This is a genomic window from Kluyvera sp. STS39-E (assembly GCF_040932435.1).
GTDB lineage: Bacteria > Pseudomonadota > Gammaproteobacteria > Enterobacterales > Enterobacteriaceae > Kluyvera.
The window spans coordinates 490,007-508,659 of record NZ_JBFQGA010000001.1; the positions used below are offsets into that span (position 1 = coordinate 490,007).

The 18,653-nt window shown below is 53.9% G+C and carries 17 protein-coding genes; 9 read left to right on the plus strand and 8 right to left on the minus strand.

From position 1 onward, the window contains the following. Positions 1–66: 66 nt before the first annotated feature. Entirely contained in the window at positions 67–393 is a 327-nt protein-coding gene (locus AB4K05_RS02410) for a cupin domain-containing protein (protein WP_368478421.1), read from the minus strand. A 142-nt stretch (positions 394–535) separates the two neighbouring features. Between AB4K05_RS02410 and AB4K05_RS02415 the strand changes: the two genes are divergently transcribed. Further along, complete coding sequence (locus AB4K05_RS02415) at positions 536–1,228, plus strand: aspartate/glutamate racemase (protein WP_368478422.1); 693 nt, start codon at positions 536–538, stop codon at positions 1,226–1,228. On the opposite strand, the gene AB4K05_RS02420 is transcribed toward AB4K05_RS02415, so the two are convergent. Further along, a complete protein-coding gene (locus AB4K05_RS02420) occupies positions 1,215–2,129 on the minus strand; it encodes a LysR family transcriptional regulator (RefSeq protein ID WP_368478423.1) in 915 nt (304 codons plus the stop codon). The genes AB4K05_RS02415 and AB4K05_RS02420 overlap by 14 nt on opposite strands. Before the next feature lie 118 nt (positions 2,130–2,247). On the opposite strand from AB4K05_RS02420, the gene lysA reads away from it, so the two are divergent. Then, positions 2,248–3,504: a diaminopimelate decarboxylase gene (gene lysA / locus AB4K05_RS02425; RefSeq protein ID WP_368478424.1), complete on the plus strand. Its 1,257-nt coding sequence runs from the start codon at positions 2,248–2,250 to the stop codon at positions 3,502–3,504. Between the two features lie 289 nt (positions 3,505–3,793). Here lysA and AB4K05_RS02430 read toward each other — a convergent pair whose 3' ends face one another. Continuing rightward, positions 3,794–4,795: a LacI family DNA-binding transcriptional regulator gene (locus tag AB4K05_RS02430; protein WP_368478635.1), complete on the minus strand. Its 1,002-nt coding sequence runs from the start codon at positions 4,793–4,795 to the stop codon at positions 3,794–3,796. Between the two features lie 309 nt (positions 4,796–5,104). Between AB4K05_RS02430 and AB4K05_RS02435 the strand changes: the two genes are divergently transcribed. The 4 genes from AB4K05_RS02435 to AB4K05_RS02450 are packed head-to-tail and all read left to right on the plus strand — an operon-like array spanning position 5,105 to position 9,171. After that, positions 5,105–6,442, plus strand: coding sequence for a PTS sugar transporter subunit IIC (locus AB4K05_RS02435; protein ID WP_368478425.1), 1,338 nt, complete (start codon positions 5,105–5,107; stop codon positions 6,440–6,442). 7 nt (positions 6,443–6,449) lie between these two features. Next, positions 6,450–7,877: a glycoside hydrolase family 1 protein gene (locus AB4K05_RS02440; RefSeq protein WP_368478426.1), complete on the plus strand. Its 1,428-nt coding sequence runs from the start codon at positions 6,450–6,452 to the stop codon at positions 7,875–7,877. A 47-nt stretch (positions 7,878–7,924) separates the two neighbouring features. Further along, positions 7,925–8,698, plus strand: a complete 774-nt coding sequence (locus AB4K05_RS02445; protein ID WP_368478427.1) for a GntR family transcriptional regulator — start codon at positions 7,925–7,927, stop codon at positions 8,696–8,698. Further along, the gene (locus AB4K05_RS02450) at positions 8,695–9,171 is read left to right on the plus strand and encodes a GNAT family N-acetyltransferase (protein WP_368478428.1); all 477 of its coding nucleotides are present in this window, start codon (positions 8,695–8,697) and stop codon (positions 9,169–9,171) included. The genes AB4K05_RS02445 and AB4K05_RS02450 overlap by 4 nt, the downstream gene beginning before the upstream one ends. On the opposite strand, the gene galR is transcribed toward AB4K05_RS02450, so the two are convergent. Continuing rightward, positions 9,132–10,148 (minus strand): HTH-type transcriptional regulator GalR, encoded by a 1,017-nt coding sequence (galR, locus tag AB4K05_RS02455; protein ID WP_368478429.1) that lies wholly within the window; start codon positions 10,146–10,148, stop codon positions 9,132–9,134. The two genes, AB4K05_RS02450 and galR, sit on opposite strands and share 40 nt — an antisense overlap. A 618-nt stretch (positions 10,149–10,766) precedes the next feature. Between galR and aas the strand changes: the two genes are divergently transcribed. Together aas and lplT are read left to right on the plus strand one after the other, a co-directional pair. Then, entirely contained in the window at positions 10,767–12,926 is a 2,160-nt protein-coding gene (aas, locus tag AB4K05_RS02460) for a bifunctional acyl-ACP--phospholipid O-acyltransferase/long-chain-fatty-acid--ACP ligase (RefSeq protein WP_368478430.1), read from the plus strand. Next, complete coding sequence (lplT, locus tag AB4K05_RS02465) at positions 12,919–14,112, plus strand: lysophospholipid transporter LplT (protein WP_368478431.1); 1,194 nt, start codon at positions 12,919–12,921, stop codon at positions 14,110–14,112. Before aas ends, lplT begins: the two co-directional genes overlap by 8 nt. Before the next feature lie 199 nt (positions 14,113–14,311). Here the strand turns inward: lplT and AB4K05_RS02470 are convergent, their stop codons facing one another. The 4 genes from AB4K05_RS02470 to mutH form a co-directional block, all read right to left on the minus strand. Further along, positions 14,312–15,352: an NADP(H)-dependent aldo-keto reductase gene (locus AB4K05_RS02470; RefSeq protein WP_368478432.1), complete on the minus strand. Its 1,041-nt coding sequence runs from the start codon at positions 15,350–15,352 to the stop codon at positions 14,312–14,314. Positions 15,353–15,500: 148 nt separating this feature from the next. Next, positions 15,501–15,719: a YgdI/YgdR family lipoprotein gene (locus tag AB4K05_RS02475; RefSeq protein WP_052282063.1), complete on the minus strand. Its 219-nt coding sequence runs from the start codon at positions 15,717–15,719 to the stop codon at positions 15,501–15,503. A 125-nt stretch (positions 15,720–15,844) separates the two neighbouring features. Continuing rightward, positions 15,845–16,558 carry a TerC family protein gene (locus AB4K05_RS02480; protein WP_368478433.1) on the minus strand — a complete coding sequence of 238 codons (714 nt, stop codon included), beginning with the start codon at positions 16,556–16,558 and terminating at the stop codon, positions 15,845–15,847. A 180-nt stretch (positions 16,559–16,738) separates the two neighbouring features. Further along, positions 16,739–17,434, minus strand: coding sequence for a DNA mismatch repair endonuclease MutH (mutH, locus tag AB4K05_RS02485; RefSeq protein ID WP_368478434.1), 696 nt, complete (start codon positions 17,432–17,434; stop codon positions 16,739–16,741). Between the two features lie 684 nt (positions 17,435–18,118). On the opposite strand from mutH, the gene rppH reads away from it, so the two are divergent. After that, entirely contained in the window at positions 18,119–18,649 is a 531-nt protein-coding gene (gene rppH / locus AB4K05_RS02490) for an RNA pyrophosphohydrolase (protein ID WP_035893962.1), read from the plus strand. Positions 18,650–18,653: the final 4 nt, after the last annotated feature.

An 18,653-nucleotide genomic window follows, 5' to 3' on the forward strand; every position in this document is an offset into this window, starting at 1 on the left:
GGTATGGAGGAGTCGGAAAAGGTGAAAAAGCCGCTTCTTCTCAAGAAGAAACGGCGGTTGACGGCATTATGCTTTCAGGAAATCTTGGCGCACTGGGGTAAAGGTATCCAGCAGCGTCCCCGGTTTCAGGCATACGCAGCCGTGCATGATATTAGGCTGTTTGTACAGCGTATCTCCGGCACCGACGATGTGCTTCTCTTCGCCGATGGTGAATTCAAATTCCCCGGACAGCACGTAGGTTAACTGCTCGTGCGGGTGATTGTGCATTGGGCCAATCGCCCCTGCTTCGAAGTTAACTTCAACCGCCATCATTTTGCCATCGTGGGCGAGAATGCGGCGGGTAACTCCATTGCCCAGATCTTCAAGCGTGGTTTCTTTATGAAAAATAAACATCCGGCAGTCCTGTTTTATGTTGAAACGGTGTTTCATTAAATTTATATCAGATGCGGCGAAAAAGAAAACTCTACCCGCAGATGTGGAAAGTTGATCACAACTTTGCTTCACTGGGGGAACCACAACGAACAAGGACATGAGCATGAAAACGATCGGCCTATTGGGCGGCATGAGCTGGGAATCAACCATTCCCTATTACCGCCTGATCAATGAAGGCATCAAGCAGCGCTTGGGAGGGTTGCACTCGGCAAGTCTGCTGCTGCACAGCGTGGACTTCCATGAAATTGAGGTTTGTCAGGCCAGTGGTGAATGGGAGAAAGCTGGGGAGATGCTGGCGCAGGCCGCGTTGGGGCTGGAACGCGCTGGGGCGGAGGGCATTTTGCTCTGTACTAACACCATGCACAAAGTCGCGTCGCAGATTGAATCGCACTGTTCGCTGCCGTTTTTGCATATTGCTGATGCCACCGGGCGGGCGATTGCCGCCTCCGGAATGACGCGCGTGGCGCTGCTTGGGACGCGCTACACCATGGAGCAGGATTTTTACCGTGGCCGGTTAACGGCAGAATTTGGCATTGAAAGTTTGATCCCGGAGGAAGCAGACCGGGCGCGCATCAATCAAATCATCTTTGATGAGCTGTGTTTGGGTACTTTTAGCGAGTCTTCGCGCCGCTATTACGTGGAGGTTATCGCGAAGCTGGCCGAACAGGGGGCGCAAGGGGTGATCTTCGGCTGCACCGAAATCGGCCTGCTGGTGCCGGTGGAACAAAGCCCGATCCCGGTATTTGATACAGCGGCCATCCATGCCGCCGATGCCGTCGAATTTATGCTGTCTTAGCCCGCTGGATCACCTGACGCGCATGTTGTTTCAGGTGTTCAGTAAACGCCTCGACCAGCGCCGATACCGGACGGTGCAAGGGGCGGATCAGGCTCACCGTAAACGGCACCGACACGCTAAACGGGCGAATGACAATCCCGCTGTCGGCATAGTCCAGCGCTGTCAGCGGGTTGACCACCGCCACGCCGACACCTGAGCGTACCAGCGCGCAAATGGACGCCGCGCTGTGCGTCTCGACCACCATGCGCCGTTTTACCTGATGTTCGGCAAACAGCGCATCCAGCAGATGGCGATAGCTATCGGTTTGCGACAGGCTGATATAATTCTCGCCTTGGAAATCCGCCGGGGTCAGCACACTTTTTTCCGCCAACGGGTGGCCTTGCGGCAGCACGCACACTTCATCTAACGACAGTAACTCCGTGCGCTCAGTTCCAGCCGGGGTGACGAGAGTTTCCGTTAAGCCTAAATCATGGCGCTGGGCGGAAAGCCACTCTTCAAGCAGCGGGGATTCCTGCGGTACGATGGTCAGATTAACGTCGGGATAACGCGCTAAAAACGGCTGCAGTAACTGCGGCAGGAAAGATTGCGAAAAGACCGGCAGGCAGACAATCGACAGCTCGCCTTGGCGAAACTCACGCAGGCTTTCAGCTGCGCTCACGATGCGGTCAAGGCCGTACCACGAACGCTGCACTTCTTCGAATAATCGCAGTCCCTGAACGGTGGGATGCAAACGTCCACGGCTGCGCTCAAAGAGCTTTAATCCCAGCACCTGCTCAAAGCGCGCTAGCTCGCGACTGACGGTCGGCTGCGAGGTATTGAGCAAGCGCGCGGCTTCCGTTAAGTTGCCCGCGGTCATCACGGCGTGAAAGATTTCGATATGGCGCAGGTTAACGGCGGGCATGGACGTTCCTTGAATCAACGAGTCCATATCATTTTTGCATAGACTCGCGATAAAACGATATTTTTTATTCTCTTTTGTCTGTGGCGTAATCATAAAAAAATGATAACCGGAGTTTGCCATGCCACGCCCGCTCAACAACACCGATACCGACCTGACCGCCGATAACCTACTGCGCCTGCCTGCCGAATTTGGCTGCCCGGTGTGGGTTTACGACGCGCAAATCATTCGCGCACAAATCGCCAAGCTGACCCAGTTTGACGTGATTCGCTTCGCTCAGAAGGCCTGCTCGAATATTCATATTCTGCGCCTGATGCGTGAGCAGGGTGTAAAGGTTGATTCGGTGTCGTTAGGTGAGATTGAACGCGCGCTGGCGGCGGGATACGTGCCGGGGAATGACGATATCGTCTTTACCGCCGACATGATTGACCTGCCAACGCTTGCCCGAGTGCAGGAATTGCAGATCCCAGTAAACGCCGGTTCGGTAGACATGCTTGAGCAACTGGGCGAAGTCTCCCCAGGTCACCGCGTGTGGTTGCGCGTGAATCCTGGTTTTGGTCACGGGCATAGCCAAAAAACGAACACCGGCGGCGAAAACAGCAAGCACGGGATCTGGTATAGCGATCTCCCAGCTGCGCTGGAGGTGATTCAGCGCTACAAGCTAAAACTGGTCGGCATTCATATGCATATCGGTTCTGGCGTGGACTATGGTCATCTGGAACAGGTTTGCGGCGCAATGGTGCGGCAGGTGGTGGACTTTGGTCAGGATCTTGAGGCTATCTCGGCGGGCGGTGGGTTATCTATCCCGTATCTTGAAGGGGAAGAGCCGGTCAATACCGATCACTATTTCGGCCTGTGGAACAACGCCCGCGAGCAGATCGCCAAACACTTGGGGCATCCGGTTAAGCTGGAGATTGAACCTGGGCGTTTCTTGGTGGCGGAAGCGGGTGTGCTGGTGGCCCAAGTGCGAAGCGTGAAAGAGATGGGCAGCCGTCACTTTGTGCTGATTGATGCCGGTTTTAACGACCTGATGCGTCCGGCGATGTACGGCAGCTATCATGCAATTTCCGCGATGACCGGAGATGGGCGCTCTCTTGAACAGGTGCCGCAGGTGGAAACGGTCGTCGCCGGGCCGCTATGCGAATCCGGTGACGTGTTCACCCAGCAAGAGGGCGGTAAGGTTGAAACGCGCCTTCTGCCAGCGGTGGTTCCGGGGGATTATCTGGTGCTGCATGATACCGGTGCTTACGGTGCTTCGATGTCGTCGAACTACAATAGCCGTCCGCTGCTGCCGGAAGTGTTGTTTGATAACGGTGTCGCGCGACTGATTCGTCGTCGTCAGACGATTGAGGAACTGTTGGCGCTGGAACTTATCTGAGAATGCGCTGTGCCCGATGGCGCTGCGCTTATCGGGCCTACGGTTTTTGTTCGGCTGTGCCCGATGGCGCTGCGCTTATCGGGCCTACGGTTCTTGTTCGGCTGTGCCGGATGGTGCTGCGCTTATCGGGCCTACGATTCTTGTTCGGTTGTGCCCGATGGCGCTGCGCTTATCGGGCCTACGGTTCTTGTTCGGCTGTGCCGGATGGTGCTGCGCTTATCGAGCCTACGGGTCTTGTTCGGGTAGGCCGGATAAGGCGCTTGCGCCGCCATCCGGCAATTATCGCTGATTACTTAAAATACGGGCCGGTGGTCACCGAATCGCGCAACACCAGCGTGCCGGTAAACGGCGGAATGGTTTCAATTTCCTCGCCGCTGGCCAGCTTAATGGCCTGATCGATGGCGGTAACAATCATGTTGTCGATCGGCAAATAGACGGTCGAAAGTCCTGGCTCCAGCCATTTGGCGCTAGGTGCGTCATCGAAGCCAAACAGCGAAATATCCTGCGGAATATCAAGCCCTGCCTGATGCAGTGCCTTAGATGCCCCAAGCGCCATATCATCGTTACAGGTAAACAGAGCGCTAAACTTAACTTTCTCAGCCAGCAGCTCGTTGCACATGTCATAGCCACAATTCATGGTGGAGTCACCGTGTTTCACTTTCGCCGGGTCCCACTTGATGCCGTTTTGCTCCAGCGCCCGACGATAACCCTGTAAACGGGCCTGGCCGGTTGGCGTGTGAATCGGGACGGTGATACAACCGATATCGCGGTGCCCTTGCGAAATCAAATACTCGACCGCCTGAAATGCCGCGTCTTGCTGTTCGAAAAATACGCAGCGATCGCGCGCCTGGCTGACGTCACGGTTGATGACCACAAGCGGCATCGGCGTGTTATTCACCAGCTCCATAATGGCCTTCTCGGTCATATGTCGGGTATACAGCACGATGGCGTCACACTGGCGGTCGGCGAGCATTTGCACCGCCTGTTCTTCTCGCTCGGGCGTATCATGACCGTCGGTGACGATAAGCTGTTTACCCCAGGCTTCTGTCTGCCGGGAGGCCTGCTGGAGCAGGCGACCGAAGTAGAAACCATCGAAGGTCGAAACCACAAGGCCGATGCTGTTGCTGGTCTGGTTTGCCAGCGAACGCGCCAAGAAGTTTGGGCGATACCCCAGCTCCTCCATCGCTTTGAACACCTGCTGACGGGTGCTCTCTTTAACCTGACCCGTTCCATTGAGCACGCGGGACACCGTCGCTTTCGAGACTCCTGCGTGTTTTGAGACATCCAGCATCGTTGCCATTATTATTTCCTGAGACTCCGTAATACGCTGCAGTTTAACACAGTCATCACAGGGTTAAGCGCACTCACCGGGGGTTAAAAAACCTATCGCGATCACGCTTTTGCAGTATCCCGCCGTTAAAAATTACCGTTTGTAATGCGGTATGCCAATTATCAAATTATTCTTATTCTGGAATACCAAATTAGAGGTTGAGAGCTTAATCACAGAACAATTTTGTAGCTGTGGCTATTTTTGGTATGCCAAAAGGTGTTTAGCCGTACACCTGACGCGCTAAATAGCCCTTAACCTGAGGTACCCTCTATGGCATTACAGGAAAAATTGATTGATTCACTGGGGAGTTTCGCCACGAAATTCAACAGCTACCGCTATATTATGGCGATCAAACACGCCTTTATTACCTTGATGCCGGTGATCATTGTCGGGGCTTTCTCGGTACTGATCTCCAACATGGTGCTGGATCCCAAAAATGGCCTTGCGAGCTTTCAGTCGCTATCGTTTCTCGCCACGCTCAAACCCATTACCAGTGCGCTGAACTACGCCACGCTTAACTTCCTCAATATTGGCGCGGTCTTTCTGATAGGGATTGAGCTTGGGCGCATCAACGGCATTAAGACGCTGTTTCCCGGTCTGTTGGCGGTCATTTGCTTTATCTGCGTCACCCCAACCACCGTTGAGATGATGGTTGACGGGCAGATGCATCAGGTGAAAGACGTCCTGTTGCGCCAGTTCTCCGATACCCGCAGCCTGTTCCTCGGCATGTTTATCGCTATCTTGTCGGTGGAAATTTACTGCTGGTTGGAGGGGCGTAAGGGCCTCAAGATCAAAATGCCGGATACGGTGCCGCCAAACGTCGCCGCCTCGTTTTCGGCGCTGATCCCCGCGATCATTACCACCACGGCCATCGCGACGTTCGGTTTTATTTTCCATCAAATCACCGGCATGTATCTCTACGACGCGGTTTACCAAGTGGTACAGCAGCCGCTTGAGCGTGTCATGCAAAGCCTGCCGGGTATCCTGCTGCTGATGTTTGTGGCGCAGATCTTCTGGGTCATTGGCATCCACGGCAACCAGATGATCAAACCGATCCGTGAGCCTTTATTACTGGGGGCTATCACCGTCAATATGAGCGCCTTTGAGCAGGGCAAAGAGGTGCCGAACATCATCACTATGCCGTTCTGGGATGTCTACATGAGCATCGGCGGATCCGGCTTAACCATTGGCCTGCTGATCGCCGTGATGATCGCTACCAAACGCAAAGAGATGAAAGAGATTGCCAAGCTGTCGATAGGGCCTGGGCTCTTCAACATTAACGAACCGGTGATCTTCGGCATGCCTATCATGTTGAACCCGATCCTCGCGATTCCTTTCATCATTACCCCGCTGGTGACCGGCAGCATTGGATACTTCGCCACGGTAACCGGCTTTGCGGGCAAAGCGGTGGTGATGGTGCCGTGGACCACTCCACCTCTGATTAACGCTTGGCTCTCGACCGCTGGGTCGATGGGGGCGGTGGTCACGCAGCTGATCTGTATCGTGGTGGCGGTGCTTATCTACCTGCCGTTCGTCAAAATCGCCTCCCGCCGCGCCGAAATCTCCGAACGCCTGGCGGCGAAAACCCCGGCCACCGATAACCTATGAGGACGCTATGAGCATCAAACGGATGACTATCCCGCAGGACTTTATTCTGGGGGCAGCGGCCTCAGCTTGGCAGACAGAAGGCTGGAGCGGCAAAAAAGCGGGGCAGGATTCCTGGCCCGATCTTTGGTACAAGAATGACCGCCACGTCTGGCATAACGGCTACGGTCCGGCAGTGGCGACGGATTTCATCAACCGTTTTCGTGAAGATGTGCAGCTGATGAAGCTTGCTGGGCTGACCCATTACCGCACCTCGATCAACTGGTCGCGCTTCCTGACCGACTATGAAGACGTGACGGTTGATGAGGAGTACGCCGCCTATTACGACCAGCTTTTCGATGAGCTGTTGGCGAACGGCATTGAGCCGATGATTTGCTTAGAACACTATGAATTGCCGGGTTATCTGTTGGAAAAGTACGGCGGCTGGGGTTCAAAAAAAGTCGTCGAACTCTACGTGCGCTACGTTGAGCAGGTCTTCTCTCGCTATCATCACAAGGTCACGCGCTGGTTTACCTTCAACGAGCCGATTGTGGTGCAAACCCGCGTCTACCTCGATGCGCTGCGCTGGCCATACGAACAGAACACCGGCACCTGGATGCAGTGGAACCATCACAAAGTGCTGGCGACGGCCAAGGTGGTGCAGCTGTTTCGTGAGAAAGGCTACCAGGGAACGGTAGGCTGCATTCTCAATCCGGAAGTGACCTATCCACGCTCGAGCGCCGCGCATGACCGGCGCGCGGCGGAGGTTTACGACCTGTTTTATAACCGTGTCTTTCTCGACCCGCTGGTGCACGGCCATTATCCGCAGGCGTTATTCTCGTTACTGGAAAAACACGGCGTGGCTTGGGATTACAGCGCCGAAGAGCTGGCGATTATCCGCGACAACACGGTCGATGAACTGGGGATCAATCTTTACTATCCTCACCGGGTTAAAGCGCCGTCGCGCGCCTGGCACCCCGACACGCCGTTCCATCCCGCTTGGTACTATGAGCCATTTGAATTGCCGGGCAGAAAGATGAATAACTCGCGCGGGTGGGAAATTTATCCGACGATTGTTTACGACATGGCGATGCGGATTAAAAACGACTACCGTAATATTTCTTGGTTTGTTGCCGAAAGCGGCATGGGAGTCGAAAACGAAGGCCAGTTCCGCAACGCCGATGGCGTGATTGCTGACGATTACCGGATTCGTTTTATTAGTGAACATCTGTGGCAGACGCTACGAGCGCGAGAAGATGGCGCGAATTGCCATGGCTATATGTTGTGGGCCTTTACCGACAACGTTTCGCCGATGAACGCTTTTAAAAACCGCTACGGGTTGATTGAAATCGATCTACAAAACGACCGGGCGCGCCGCCCTAAGGCCTCAGCAAGCTGGTTCCGTCAGCTACGCGATAGCCGCGAATTGACTGTGGATATCGATGATGAGTGGCGCTAATTTTTGCTAAGATAGCGGCGGAATAAGCATAACGAACAGGTGATATTGTGGAGAAGGCAACCGTCCCGCCGGAAAAGAAGCCCTATCAGGAGATTGGCGATGATTTGCGCGCCCAGATTATGCAGGGGCACTATGGTGTCGGCTCGCGTCTGCCGCCTGAGCGCAATATCGCCGAAACCTATGGCGTTAGTCGGACAATCGTTCGTGAAGCGCTGTTGATGCTGGAGCTGCAGGGCACGGTAGATATCCGCCAAGGGTCTGGCGTGTACGTTATGCGTATCCCGCAAGAAAATGACGGTGAAGAAGAGCAGATGCTCAGCAGCGACGTCGGGCCGTTTGAGATCCTGCAGGCGCGTCAACTGCTCGAAAGCAACATCGCTGCCTTCGCCGCCAAAATGGCAACCCGCGCAGATATCGATAACCTAAAACAGATTATTGAACGCGAGCAGCGGGCGATTGCTATGAACGATACCAGCCAAGACAACAGCCGCCTGTTTCATCTGGTGCTGGCCGGTGCGACGCAAAACCAAATGCTACTGGCAACCATTGAACGCGTCTGGCTTCAGATGGACAGCAGTCCGTTGTGGCAGCAGTTTAACGTGCATATTGCTAGCCGTGCCTATCGTCTGAAATGGCTCGGCGACCGACAGACGATCCTTGCGGCGCTGCGTCGCCGCGATGTGATGGGGGCGTGGCAGGCAACCTGGCAACATCTTGAAAATGTGAAAAATAGCCTGCTGGAGCTATCGGACGAAGATGCTCCAGATTTTGACGGCTATTTGTTTGAGTCGGTGCCCATTTTTCAGGGCAAGCAGCTTTGAAGATTCAACCGTTGTACGCCGCGCCTCAGCATGCCGTGCAGGTCAGCCGCTGGCTATGGCAGGCGTTTGGTGAAGGGCTATCACCAGCATTTTTCGACAGCGTTATCAATCACAGCATGACGCCGGGCGCGCTGCCTATCACTTTTGTTGCCACCGAAAATGATCGCTTGTTAGGCACGGTAGGCCTGTGGCGCTGTGACTTAATTACGCGCCAAGATCTGTGGCCGTGGATGGCGGCGCTGTACGTTGATGAGTCTGCCCGTGGATGCGGGCTGGCCGGGAAGCTTGGGCAACACGTGATTGACTATGCTAAAGCGCAGGGGTTTGACGAACTGTATCTCTATTCGGCGTGTCGTGATTTTTACGAACGCTTTGGCTGGCAGTACATCGGCGATGGCCTAGATTATCCGGACACCGCCGTGCATCTGTATCGTTACGACTTAGGCGCTTCGCTAGGTGCCATCACCGAATGACGACGTACCAACGTTGGGCTGAAGAGGTGAGTAATATCCGGTAGCGGGCGTTTCTCCGCCAGCGCGAGCGCCAGTTCGGCGGCTTGGGTTGCCATGGTGACAATCGGGTAGCGGATAGTGGTTAGGCGCGGACGCACATAGCGGGATACCAGCACGTCATCAAACCCCATCAGCGAAATTTCCTGCGGCACATCGATGCCATTATCGTTGAGCACCCCCATTGCACCCGCAGCCATTGAATCGTTATAGCAGGCCACGGCGGTAAACTGCTTACCACGCCCCAACAGTTCAGTCATCGCCAGCTCGCCACCGCTCTCATCCGGCTCAGCGAAAGTGACGAGCCTATCGTTGCACGGCAGTCCGTGCTCTTTTAGCGCATCGTAATAGCCCTGCAAGCGGTCTTCTGCATCCGAAATGGCGTGGGTCGAACAGATATAGCCGATTCGGGTATGCCCTTGCTGAATAAGATGGCGGGTTGCCAACCAAGCACCGTAGCGGTCGTCCAGCGCGACGCAGCGTTTTTCAAAGCCGGGCAGGATGCGGTTAATTAATACCATGCCGGGGATCTGCTTCATCAGGCTCGACAGCTCCGCATCGGGGATAAGCTTGGCGTGAACCACTAACGCCGCGCAACGATGGCGGATGAGCTGCTCAATGGCCTGGCGCTCTTTCTCTTCGTTATGGTAGCCGTTGCCAATCAATAAAAAATTACCGGTGTTGTAGGCTACCTGCTCCACGGCTTTCACCATGGCGCCAAAAAACGGATCGGAAACATCGCCTACCACTAGACCGACGGTTTCCGTCGATTGCTGCGCCAGGGCGCGTGCGTTGGCATTGGGATGGTAGTTCAATGCTTCCATGGCGGAGGAAACCGCCTGACGCGAGGCATCGCTGGCTTTTGGGGAGTTATTGATGACGCGGGAAACGGTAGCGACGGAGACGCCTGCGAGCCGGGCCACATCTTTAATTGTCGCCATAATCTGCCTTAATGATCTTTCGGTGGGTAAACGTTTACACCTTAACAGTGTTACGGAAATCCCGGTTGTATTCAAGGATGACTCTGTGGAGAAATGCACAATATTGATGCATTGCTGGCGTTTTGTGGAACAGTTACACCACTGATATGCAACCAAACGAGAAGATTCAAATGTTTGCTTACACTTTGCGGGATGCTGTTGCGAATGTCCGCTAGAGAAGGCGCGGCGTGAATTGCTAATCTGATTATCCCAGAGGTATTGATAGGTGAAGTCGGCCCTAAGGGTTGATCACTTGATTACACCAACCTGCGCAGATGCGCAGGTTTTTTTTTGCCTCACGCTCCCCCTGTAACAGTTCCCGATAATCGCAATACCTCGTTGCATTTGCGCTTACTCTCTTGCGCTTTTTTGCTGGCTGCCAGCCGCGCGGTAAGTGACAATTGTGGTCCCAGAGGTATTGATTGGTGAACGTATTCAAGTGTGCCTTGCACACGCCATCACTTACACCGACCTGCGCAGATGCGCAGGTTTTTTTTTGCCTCAATCGGCCCGTTTACTGCATTTCCCCAGCGTTCTCATGTACCCTGAAATGACACAACGATGGCAAATGGAGTTGATATGCTTCTGGGATTTTTTCGACAAGTTTTTAAGGTGTTATTCCGCGTAAGGATGACCGGTAACACCGATGCACTACGTCAGCCCAAGGTGCTGATTACGCCCAACCACGTTTCATTCCTCGACGGTGTACTCCTGGCGCTGTTTCTTCCGGTTCGCCCGGTATTTGCCGTGTACAGTTCGATTTCTGAAAAATGGTTTATGCGCTGGCTTAAACCAATCATCGATTTTGTGCCGCTCGATCCGACTAAACCTATGTCAATCAAGCATCTGGTACGCTTGATTGAAAAGGGCCGCCCGGTGGTTATTTTTCCAGAAGGGCGCATTTCGGTCTCCGGCTCGCTGATGAAAATTTATGATGGCGCGGCCTTTGTCGCGGCAAAATCCGGCGCGACGATTATCCCAGTGCGCATTGAAGGGGCTGAACTGACCTACTTCAGCCGCTTGAAAGGGCTGGTGAAACGCCGCTGCTTCCCGCAAATTCAACTGCACCTGTTGCCGCCGACGACGCTGCCAATGCCGGAAGCGCCGCGCGCTCGCGATCGGCGTAAAATCGCCGGTGAAATGCTGCATCAGATTATGATGGAAGCGCGGATGGCGGTTCGCCCACGCGAAACCCTGTATGAATCCTTGCTGTCGGCGATGCGCCGTTACGGTGAGAAAAAACCATGTATTGAAGATATTAACTTCCAGCCGGACAACTATCGCAAGCTGCTGACCAAAACGCTTTTTGTGGCGCGTATTTTGGAAAAATACAGCCAGAAGGGCGAAAAAATTGGTTTAATGCTGCCGAATGCCGGTATCAGCGCGGCGGTTATTTTCGGCGCCATCGCCCGTGGGCGCATTCCGGCGATGATGAACTACACCGCGGGGGTTAAAGGGCTCACCAGCGCCATTACCGCGGCGCAAATTGGCACCATTTTTACCTCGCGAACCTTCCTTGATAAAGGCAAGCTCTGGCATCTGACGGAACAGCTCACCCAGGTTCGCTGGGTGTTTCTTGAAGATTTAAAAGGCGATGTTACAACCGCCGATAAGCTGTGGATCTTCTCTCGCGTACTGATGCCGCATTTGGCGCAGGTTGAACAGAAACCGGAAGATCCGGCGATTATCCTCTTTACCTCCGGCTCGGAAGGCCACCCGAAAGGTGTAGTGCATAGCCACAAAAGCATTCTGGCCAACGTTGAGCAGATTAAAACCATTGCCGACTTTACCGCCAACGATCGCTTTATGTCGGCGCTGCCGCTGTTCCACTCTTTTGGCCTGACGGTCGGGTTGTTCACGCCGCTGCTCACCGGGGCAGAAGTATTCCTCTACCCAAGCCCGCTGCACTATCGTGTCGTGCCGGAGCTGGTTTACGACCGCAACTGCACCGTGCTGTTTGGCACGTCTACGTTTTTAGGTAACTATGCGCGCTTTGCCAATCCGTACGACTTCTATCGTCTGCGTTATGTCGTGGCGGGGGCGGAAAAGCTCCAGCAGAGCACCAAAGAACTGTGGCAGGACAAATTCGGCCTGCGCATTCTGGAAGGCTACGGCGTAACAGAATGTGCGCCGGTGGTCTCTATCAACGTGCCGATGGCGGCGAAACCCGGCACCGTGGGGCGTATTCTGCCGGGTATGGACGCAAGGCTACTGGAGATCCCCGGCATTGAGCAGGGTGGTCGTCTACAGGTGAAAGGGCCAAACGTGATGTCCGGCTATCTACGTGTAGAAAATCCAGGCGTGCTGGAAGTGCCGACGGCAGAAAACCAGCACGGCGAGTTGGAAACGGGCTGGTATGACACTGGCGATATCGTGGCTTTTGATGCGCAGGGGTTCGTACAGATTCAGGGGCGCGCCAAACGCTTTGCGAAAATAGCCGGTGAGATGGTTTCATTGGAGATGGTCGAGCTGATGGCTCTTGCGGTATCGCCGGAGAAAATGCACGGCACGGCGGTGAAATCTGACGCCAGTAAAGGTGAGGCGCTGGTGCTGTTTACCACCGATAATGAACTGACCCGCGACAAGTTATTGCAGTACGCGCGGGCCAACGGCGTACCGGAATTGGCGGTTCCACGCGATATCCGTCATTTGAAACAGCTGCCGCTTTTGGGCAGCGGCAAACCGGATTTCGTCACCTTGAAAACCATGCTAGCCGAGACGGAACATCCGAATGAGTGAGTCAGTACACACTAACCCTTCCATCTGGTCTAAGGGCATGATGGCGGTTATTTTTGCCCAGTTCCTTTCCGCTTTTGGTGACAATGCGCTGCTGTTTGCCACGCTGGCGCTGATGAGCCAGCAGTATTATCCGGACTGGAGTCAGCCGGTACTGCAAATGGTGTTTGTAGGCGCTTACATCCTTTTTGCACCGTTTGTGGGGCAAATTGCTGATAGCTTTGGCAAAGGTCGGGTGATGATGTTCGCCAACGGTCTGAAGCTTATCGGTGCGGCGATGATTTGTGTGGGCTTAAACCCGTTTATCGGCTATCTGCTGGTGGGCATTGGGGCCGCGGCCTACTCTCCGGCGAAATACGGCATTTTAGGGGAGATAACCACCGGCGATAAGTTGGTTAAAGCTAACGGCCTGATGGAAGCCTCCACGATTGCGGCGATTCTGATGGGATCGGTTGCGGGCGGCAAAATTGCCGATATGAGCGTGGTCGGGGCGCTGACGCTCTGCGCGCTGGTGTATGGTGGTGCGGTGGTGGCGAATATCTTTATCCCCAAACTGCCTGCCGCGCGTCCGGGGCAATCTTGGCATTTTCGCCCAATGACCCGTAGCTTTTTCAACGCCTGTAACGTGCTGTGGCACAACGGTGAAACCCGTTTCTCGCTATTGGGCACCAGTCTGTTCTGGGGAGCAGGCGTGACTTTGCGTTTTCTACTGGTGCTGTGGGTGCCGCAGGTGTTGGGGCTTACCGATCACGCGACGCCAACCTACCTTAACGCGATGGTCGCCGTGGGGATTGTGGTGGGAGCTGGGGCGGCGGCTAAGCTGGTGACCCTGAAAACGGTGGCTCGCTGTATGCCCGCCGGGGTGCTAATTGGTGTGGTGGTGGCGATTTTTGCCCTGCAACACGCGATTCTCCCAGCCTATGTGCTGCTCTTTATAATCGGCATTTGCGGCGGTTTCTTCATCGTCCCGCTCAATGCGCTGCTGCAGGATCGCGGTAAACACACCGTCGGCTCCGGCAATGCGATAGCGGTACAGAATCTGGGCGAAAACAGCGCCATGCTGGTTATGCTGGGGCTCTATTCGCTGGCGGTAGCGGTAGGGATTCCGGTGGTTGGCGTGGGCGTGGGATTTGGCGTGCTGTTCGCGCTAGCGATTATCGTACTGTGGCTGTGGGCCAAACGGCGCTAAATCGTAGGCCGGATAAGGCGTTTACGCCGCCATCCGGCAGATATGTGCGCGGTTGCCTGATGGCGCTGCGCTTATCAGGCCTACTAATTAACCGAAGTGTTTACGCCGCTATCCGGCAATGTGCTATATCGTGCCGGATGGCGCTTCGCTAATCCGGCCTACATTTTAAGGTGCACGTCGCCGAAGGGCGACGCACATCTTACGGTGCCGGGTAGGTATAAACCTGATGCACCGATTCAATCTCCGCTAATACCTCTTCACTCAACTCCAGGTGCAGACTCTCGACGTTAGTTTTGAGCTGTTCCATCGTTGTTGCCCCTAATAGGGTACTGGCGACAAACGGCTGACGGCGAACGAAGGCCAGCGCCATTTGCGCAGGGTCAAGATTATGACGTTTGGCGATATCAACATAGGCGGCAACCGCTTTCTGCGTCTGCTCACCGCTGTAGCGGGTGAAACGGCTAAACAGCGTATTACGCGCCCCGGCAGGTTTTGCACCGTTCAGGTATTTACCGGTTAGGGTACCGAACGCGAGGCAGGAGTATGCCAAAAGCTCAACGCCTTCAAACTGGCTCACTTCCGCCAGCGCCACTTCATAACTGCGGTTGACCAAGCTGTACGGGTTCTGGATGGTCACAATGCGTGGCAGATCGTGTTTGTCGGCCAGATGCAGATAGCGCATCACGCCAAACGCCGTTTCATTCGATACGCCGATATAGCGAATTTTCCCGGCACGCTGGTATTCGGTCAGCGCTTCCAGCGTCTCCAGCAGTGAAACAACCGGTGCGGAATCAGCCCAGGTGTAGCCCAGCTTGCCGAAACAGTTGGTCGGACGCTGCGGCCAGTGCACTTGATAGAGATCGAGGTAGTCGGTCTGCAGACGTTTTAGGCTGTTATGCAGTGCATCACGAATGTTCTTGCGGTCTAGCGCCTGGTTTGGACGGATGCCGCTGTCGTTATTACGCGATGGGCCGCTGACTTTCGAAGCAATAACCAGTTTCTCGCGATTACCGTGCTTCGCCAGCCAGTTGCCGACGTAAGTTTCGGTCAGACCCTGGGTCTCCGGGCGCGGAGGAACGGGGTACATCTCAGCGACATCAATCAGATTGATACCTTGGCTGACGGCGTAATCGAGCTGTGCGTGGGCGTCGGCTTCGCTATTCTGTTCACCAAACGTCATTGTGCCCAGCCCAAGGGTGCTTATCTCAAGCGAGCTGTGGGGGATACGGTGGTACTGCATAAGCCGGCTTCCTTTTATCAACAGCGTCAGGAAAGAGTCCTGACAAAGGAATATAAAAATGGCAGAGGGGAAGAAAAAGGGGAAGTAAAAAAATAAAAAAGGCCAGCAGGCGGCTGACCTCGATACCTGAATGAAGAAGGGTATGCGTTTATCGTTTGATGATCTGCGATACATCGTCACGGTTGATCTGCATCTGATTACCCTGCTGATCTTCATAGCTGATAAGGCCAGTATCGTCGTCGACTTCCGGTTTACCATCGGTGAGGATCATTCGACCGTCTTTCGTCGCCATGACGTAATCGCTGCTGCAGCCGGATACTGCAAATGCTAAGCCCACTGCGGAAATCAAAACTGCCCATTTTGTCATCGTTATCCCCTTCTTTAACCGCACTCTCAATAGTCTAGTAATAACTGACCCGGAGAGCAGCATAAAGGGGGAAAATCTTAAAAAAAATAAGACACAGCCCTCAAAAGAGGGCTGTGAGTAACGAATTAGAGCGGGTTTTTCTTGCTTCTCAGGAGGTTGAGGCTTTCAACCGAAATCGAGAAGAACATGGCAAAGTAGATGTAACCTTTCGGCACATGCACATCAAAACTCTCAAGGATCAGCGTAAAGCCGACCAGAATAAGGAATGACAGTGCCAGCATTTTCACCGAAGGGTGACGGTCAACGAACTCACCTATAGAACGTGCAGCAAACATCATCACGCCCACTGCAATCACCACCGCCGCCATCATAATAAACAGATGATCGGACAGGCCCACGGCGGTGATCACCGAATCGAGGCTGAAGATGATATCCAGCAGCATAATTTGCACGATGGCGCCGAGAAAAGAGTGCACGTTGGTTTTCATGCCTTCCTCATCGCCTTCAATCGACTCGTGAATTTCTTTAATCGACTTCCAGATAAGAAATAGTCCGCCGAGCAGCAGGATCAGATCGCGAATAGAAATCGCTTGGCCAAATACGGTGAATAACGGATAGGTCAGCTTTACGACCCAAGCAATCGAGGCCAGCAGCGCCAGACGCATGAACATCGCCCCCATTAAGCCAATTCGACGGGCATGGGCGCGTTGTGCAGTAGGGAGCTTAGCAACAACCAGAGAGAGGAAAATAATATTATCGATCCCCAGAACGATCTCCAGAATGGTCAGAGTGCCAAGCGCGAGCCAAGCATTGGGGTCGGTGATCCATGCAAATAACATTAGGTAAGTCCTGCCAAAAAAAACGAAGTTTAATTGATTTACGTAGAAGTGCGACGCGTTTAAACGCCGACTAACGGCCCCGGAAACAGATCCTTGTTGGAACCGGAGACGTCAAGAGCGTCGGCGTAGCAAAACGGATAGCGAGATGATTATAAGCCCACGGCGCGGCAGGACAAAAAATTAATCTGCTTGCAGCATAAAGTGGCGAGCCAGCAGGGCGGCGGTGAAGTTCTTTTTCAAATAGAAACCGCGCGGCAGCGTCATAATACGCTCACCGTGTGTGCCGATGGCTTCGGTTAGCGCTTTGCTGTTGGCGGCCTTGGGACGCAGTTGCAGCACCTCACCGTGACGCGCGGTAATTCGCTCGACCTGGCCTAATACGATGAGATCCATCAGTTCTTCCCAATCCATCCGCAGCTGCAGCTCCTCTTCGGCACTGGGTGTCCACAAAATCGGTGCGCCAACCCGACGCTCGGCAAGGGGGATGGAGCGTTCACCCTCCACCGGCATCCACAGTACCCGCTTAAGCTTATGACGCACATGGCTGCTCTCCCAGGTTACGCCAGAATTCCCTGTTAGAGGGGCGACGCAGACGAAGGTGGTTTCCAGCGGTCGACCTGCTGCATCAATGGGGATAGTTTTCAGTTCAACGCCCAGCGCGGCGAAATCCTGCTCGGGTTTGCTGCCGGCGCTCGCGCCCAGCCATATTTCCAGCAGAATGCCAATCCAGCCCTTGTCGCGCTTTAAATCCTTCGGTGTCGCGATACCGGCCAGCGCTGCAAGCTCGCCCAGCGAATAGCCAGCCAGACGCTGAGCCTGGGCGAGCAGTTCAGCCTGAGTTTTCGGCGATGCGCGAAGTGGAGCGAGGAGTGACATAATAAAGCGCCTTTTGCTTAAAAAATGAACGACAATTTTGCTGGGTGTGGATAGAGTTTAACTTTTTATGGGTAAATAATTCAACGCAATGATAATAATGAACTTTTTTTGAATATCCACCGCCGAAAAACGGCGATAAAAAAGGTTTCCCAAATCTGGTCACTGGCAATGAACAGGATCTTACACCATGTTATCCACAGAAAAATGGGATAACTGGGGAAAAGCCCCACTACTGTTTCCATTTACAGCCTTGACGTGCGACGAAAATCGATTTTTTGCACAAAAGGTGTCTAAGATGTTGGCACAATCTGTGGATAAAACCGACGTTGTTCGATCTTTCATCAATGGAAGGATCGCCTATGTGACGATCATCACGTTATAGAGTCATACAGGCGGATTAATGCTAATAACATAATGAAAAATAGCATTTTACTGAAAGTCGCTAGCATGCGATTATTCGGAGTGCTCTGGGTTTTCCCTGGGTAAACCCCTACTTCTTCACAACTCTATCCACAGAAAAAGTGAATAAAATCGGCCGCAAGTCGGCTTCGCTGTTTATAACTCTGATGATTACTGTGAGTTATTCAAATGTTATTCGGCATGTAGCAGTGCAATAGAGTGGTTTACCGTTTCCAGCGAGTGTGAAACAATCATTCACATTGAAGCTTATATTGAGGTAGTCCGGTGATTGATGACGATGGCTACCGCCCGAATGTTGGTATTGTAATTTGCAATCGTCAGGGCCAGGTCATGTGGGCCCGACGCTACGGTCAGCACTCCTGGCAATTCCCGCAAGGGGGCATAAACCCCGGTGAGACAGCAGAACAGGCGATGTATCGGGAACTGTTCGAAGAAGTAGGATTAAGTCGTAAAGATGTACGGATCCTCGCTTCGACCCGAAACTGGTTGCGTTACAAGTTGCCAAAACGTTTGGTGCGTTGGGACACAAAGCCGGTTTGTATCGGCCAGAAACAAAAGTGGTTTCTCTTGCAGTTGATCGGCAATGACGCGGATATCAATATGCAGACCAGCAGCACGCCGGAATTCGACGGTTGGCGCTGGGTGAGTTACTGGTACCCGGTGCGCCAGGTCGTCTCGTTTAAACGCGACGTCTACCGCCGGGTAATGAAAGAGTTCGCCAGCGTAGTGATGGCGCTTGCGGAGAGCGCGCCAAAACCGCAAAGCGCGCCTGCTTATCGACGTAAAAGAGGTTAAGCCA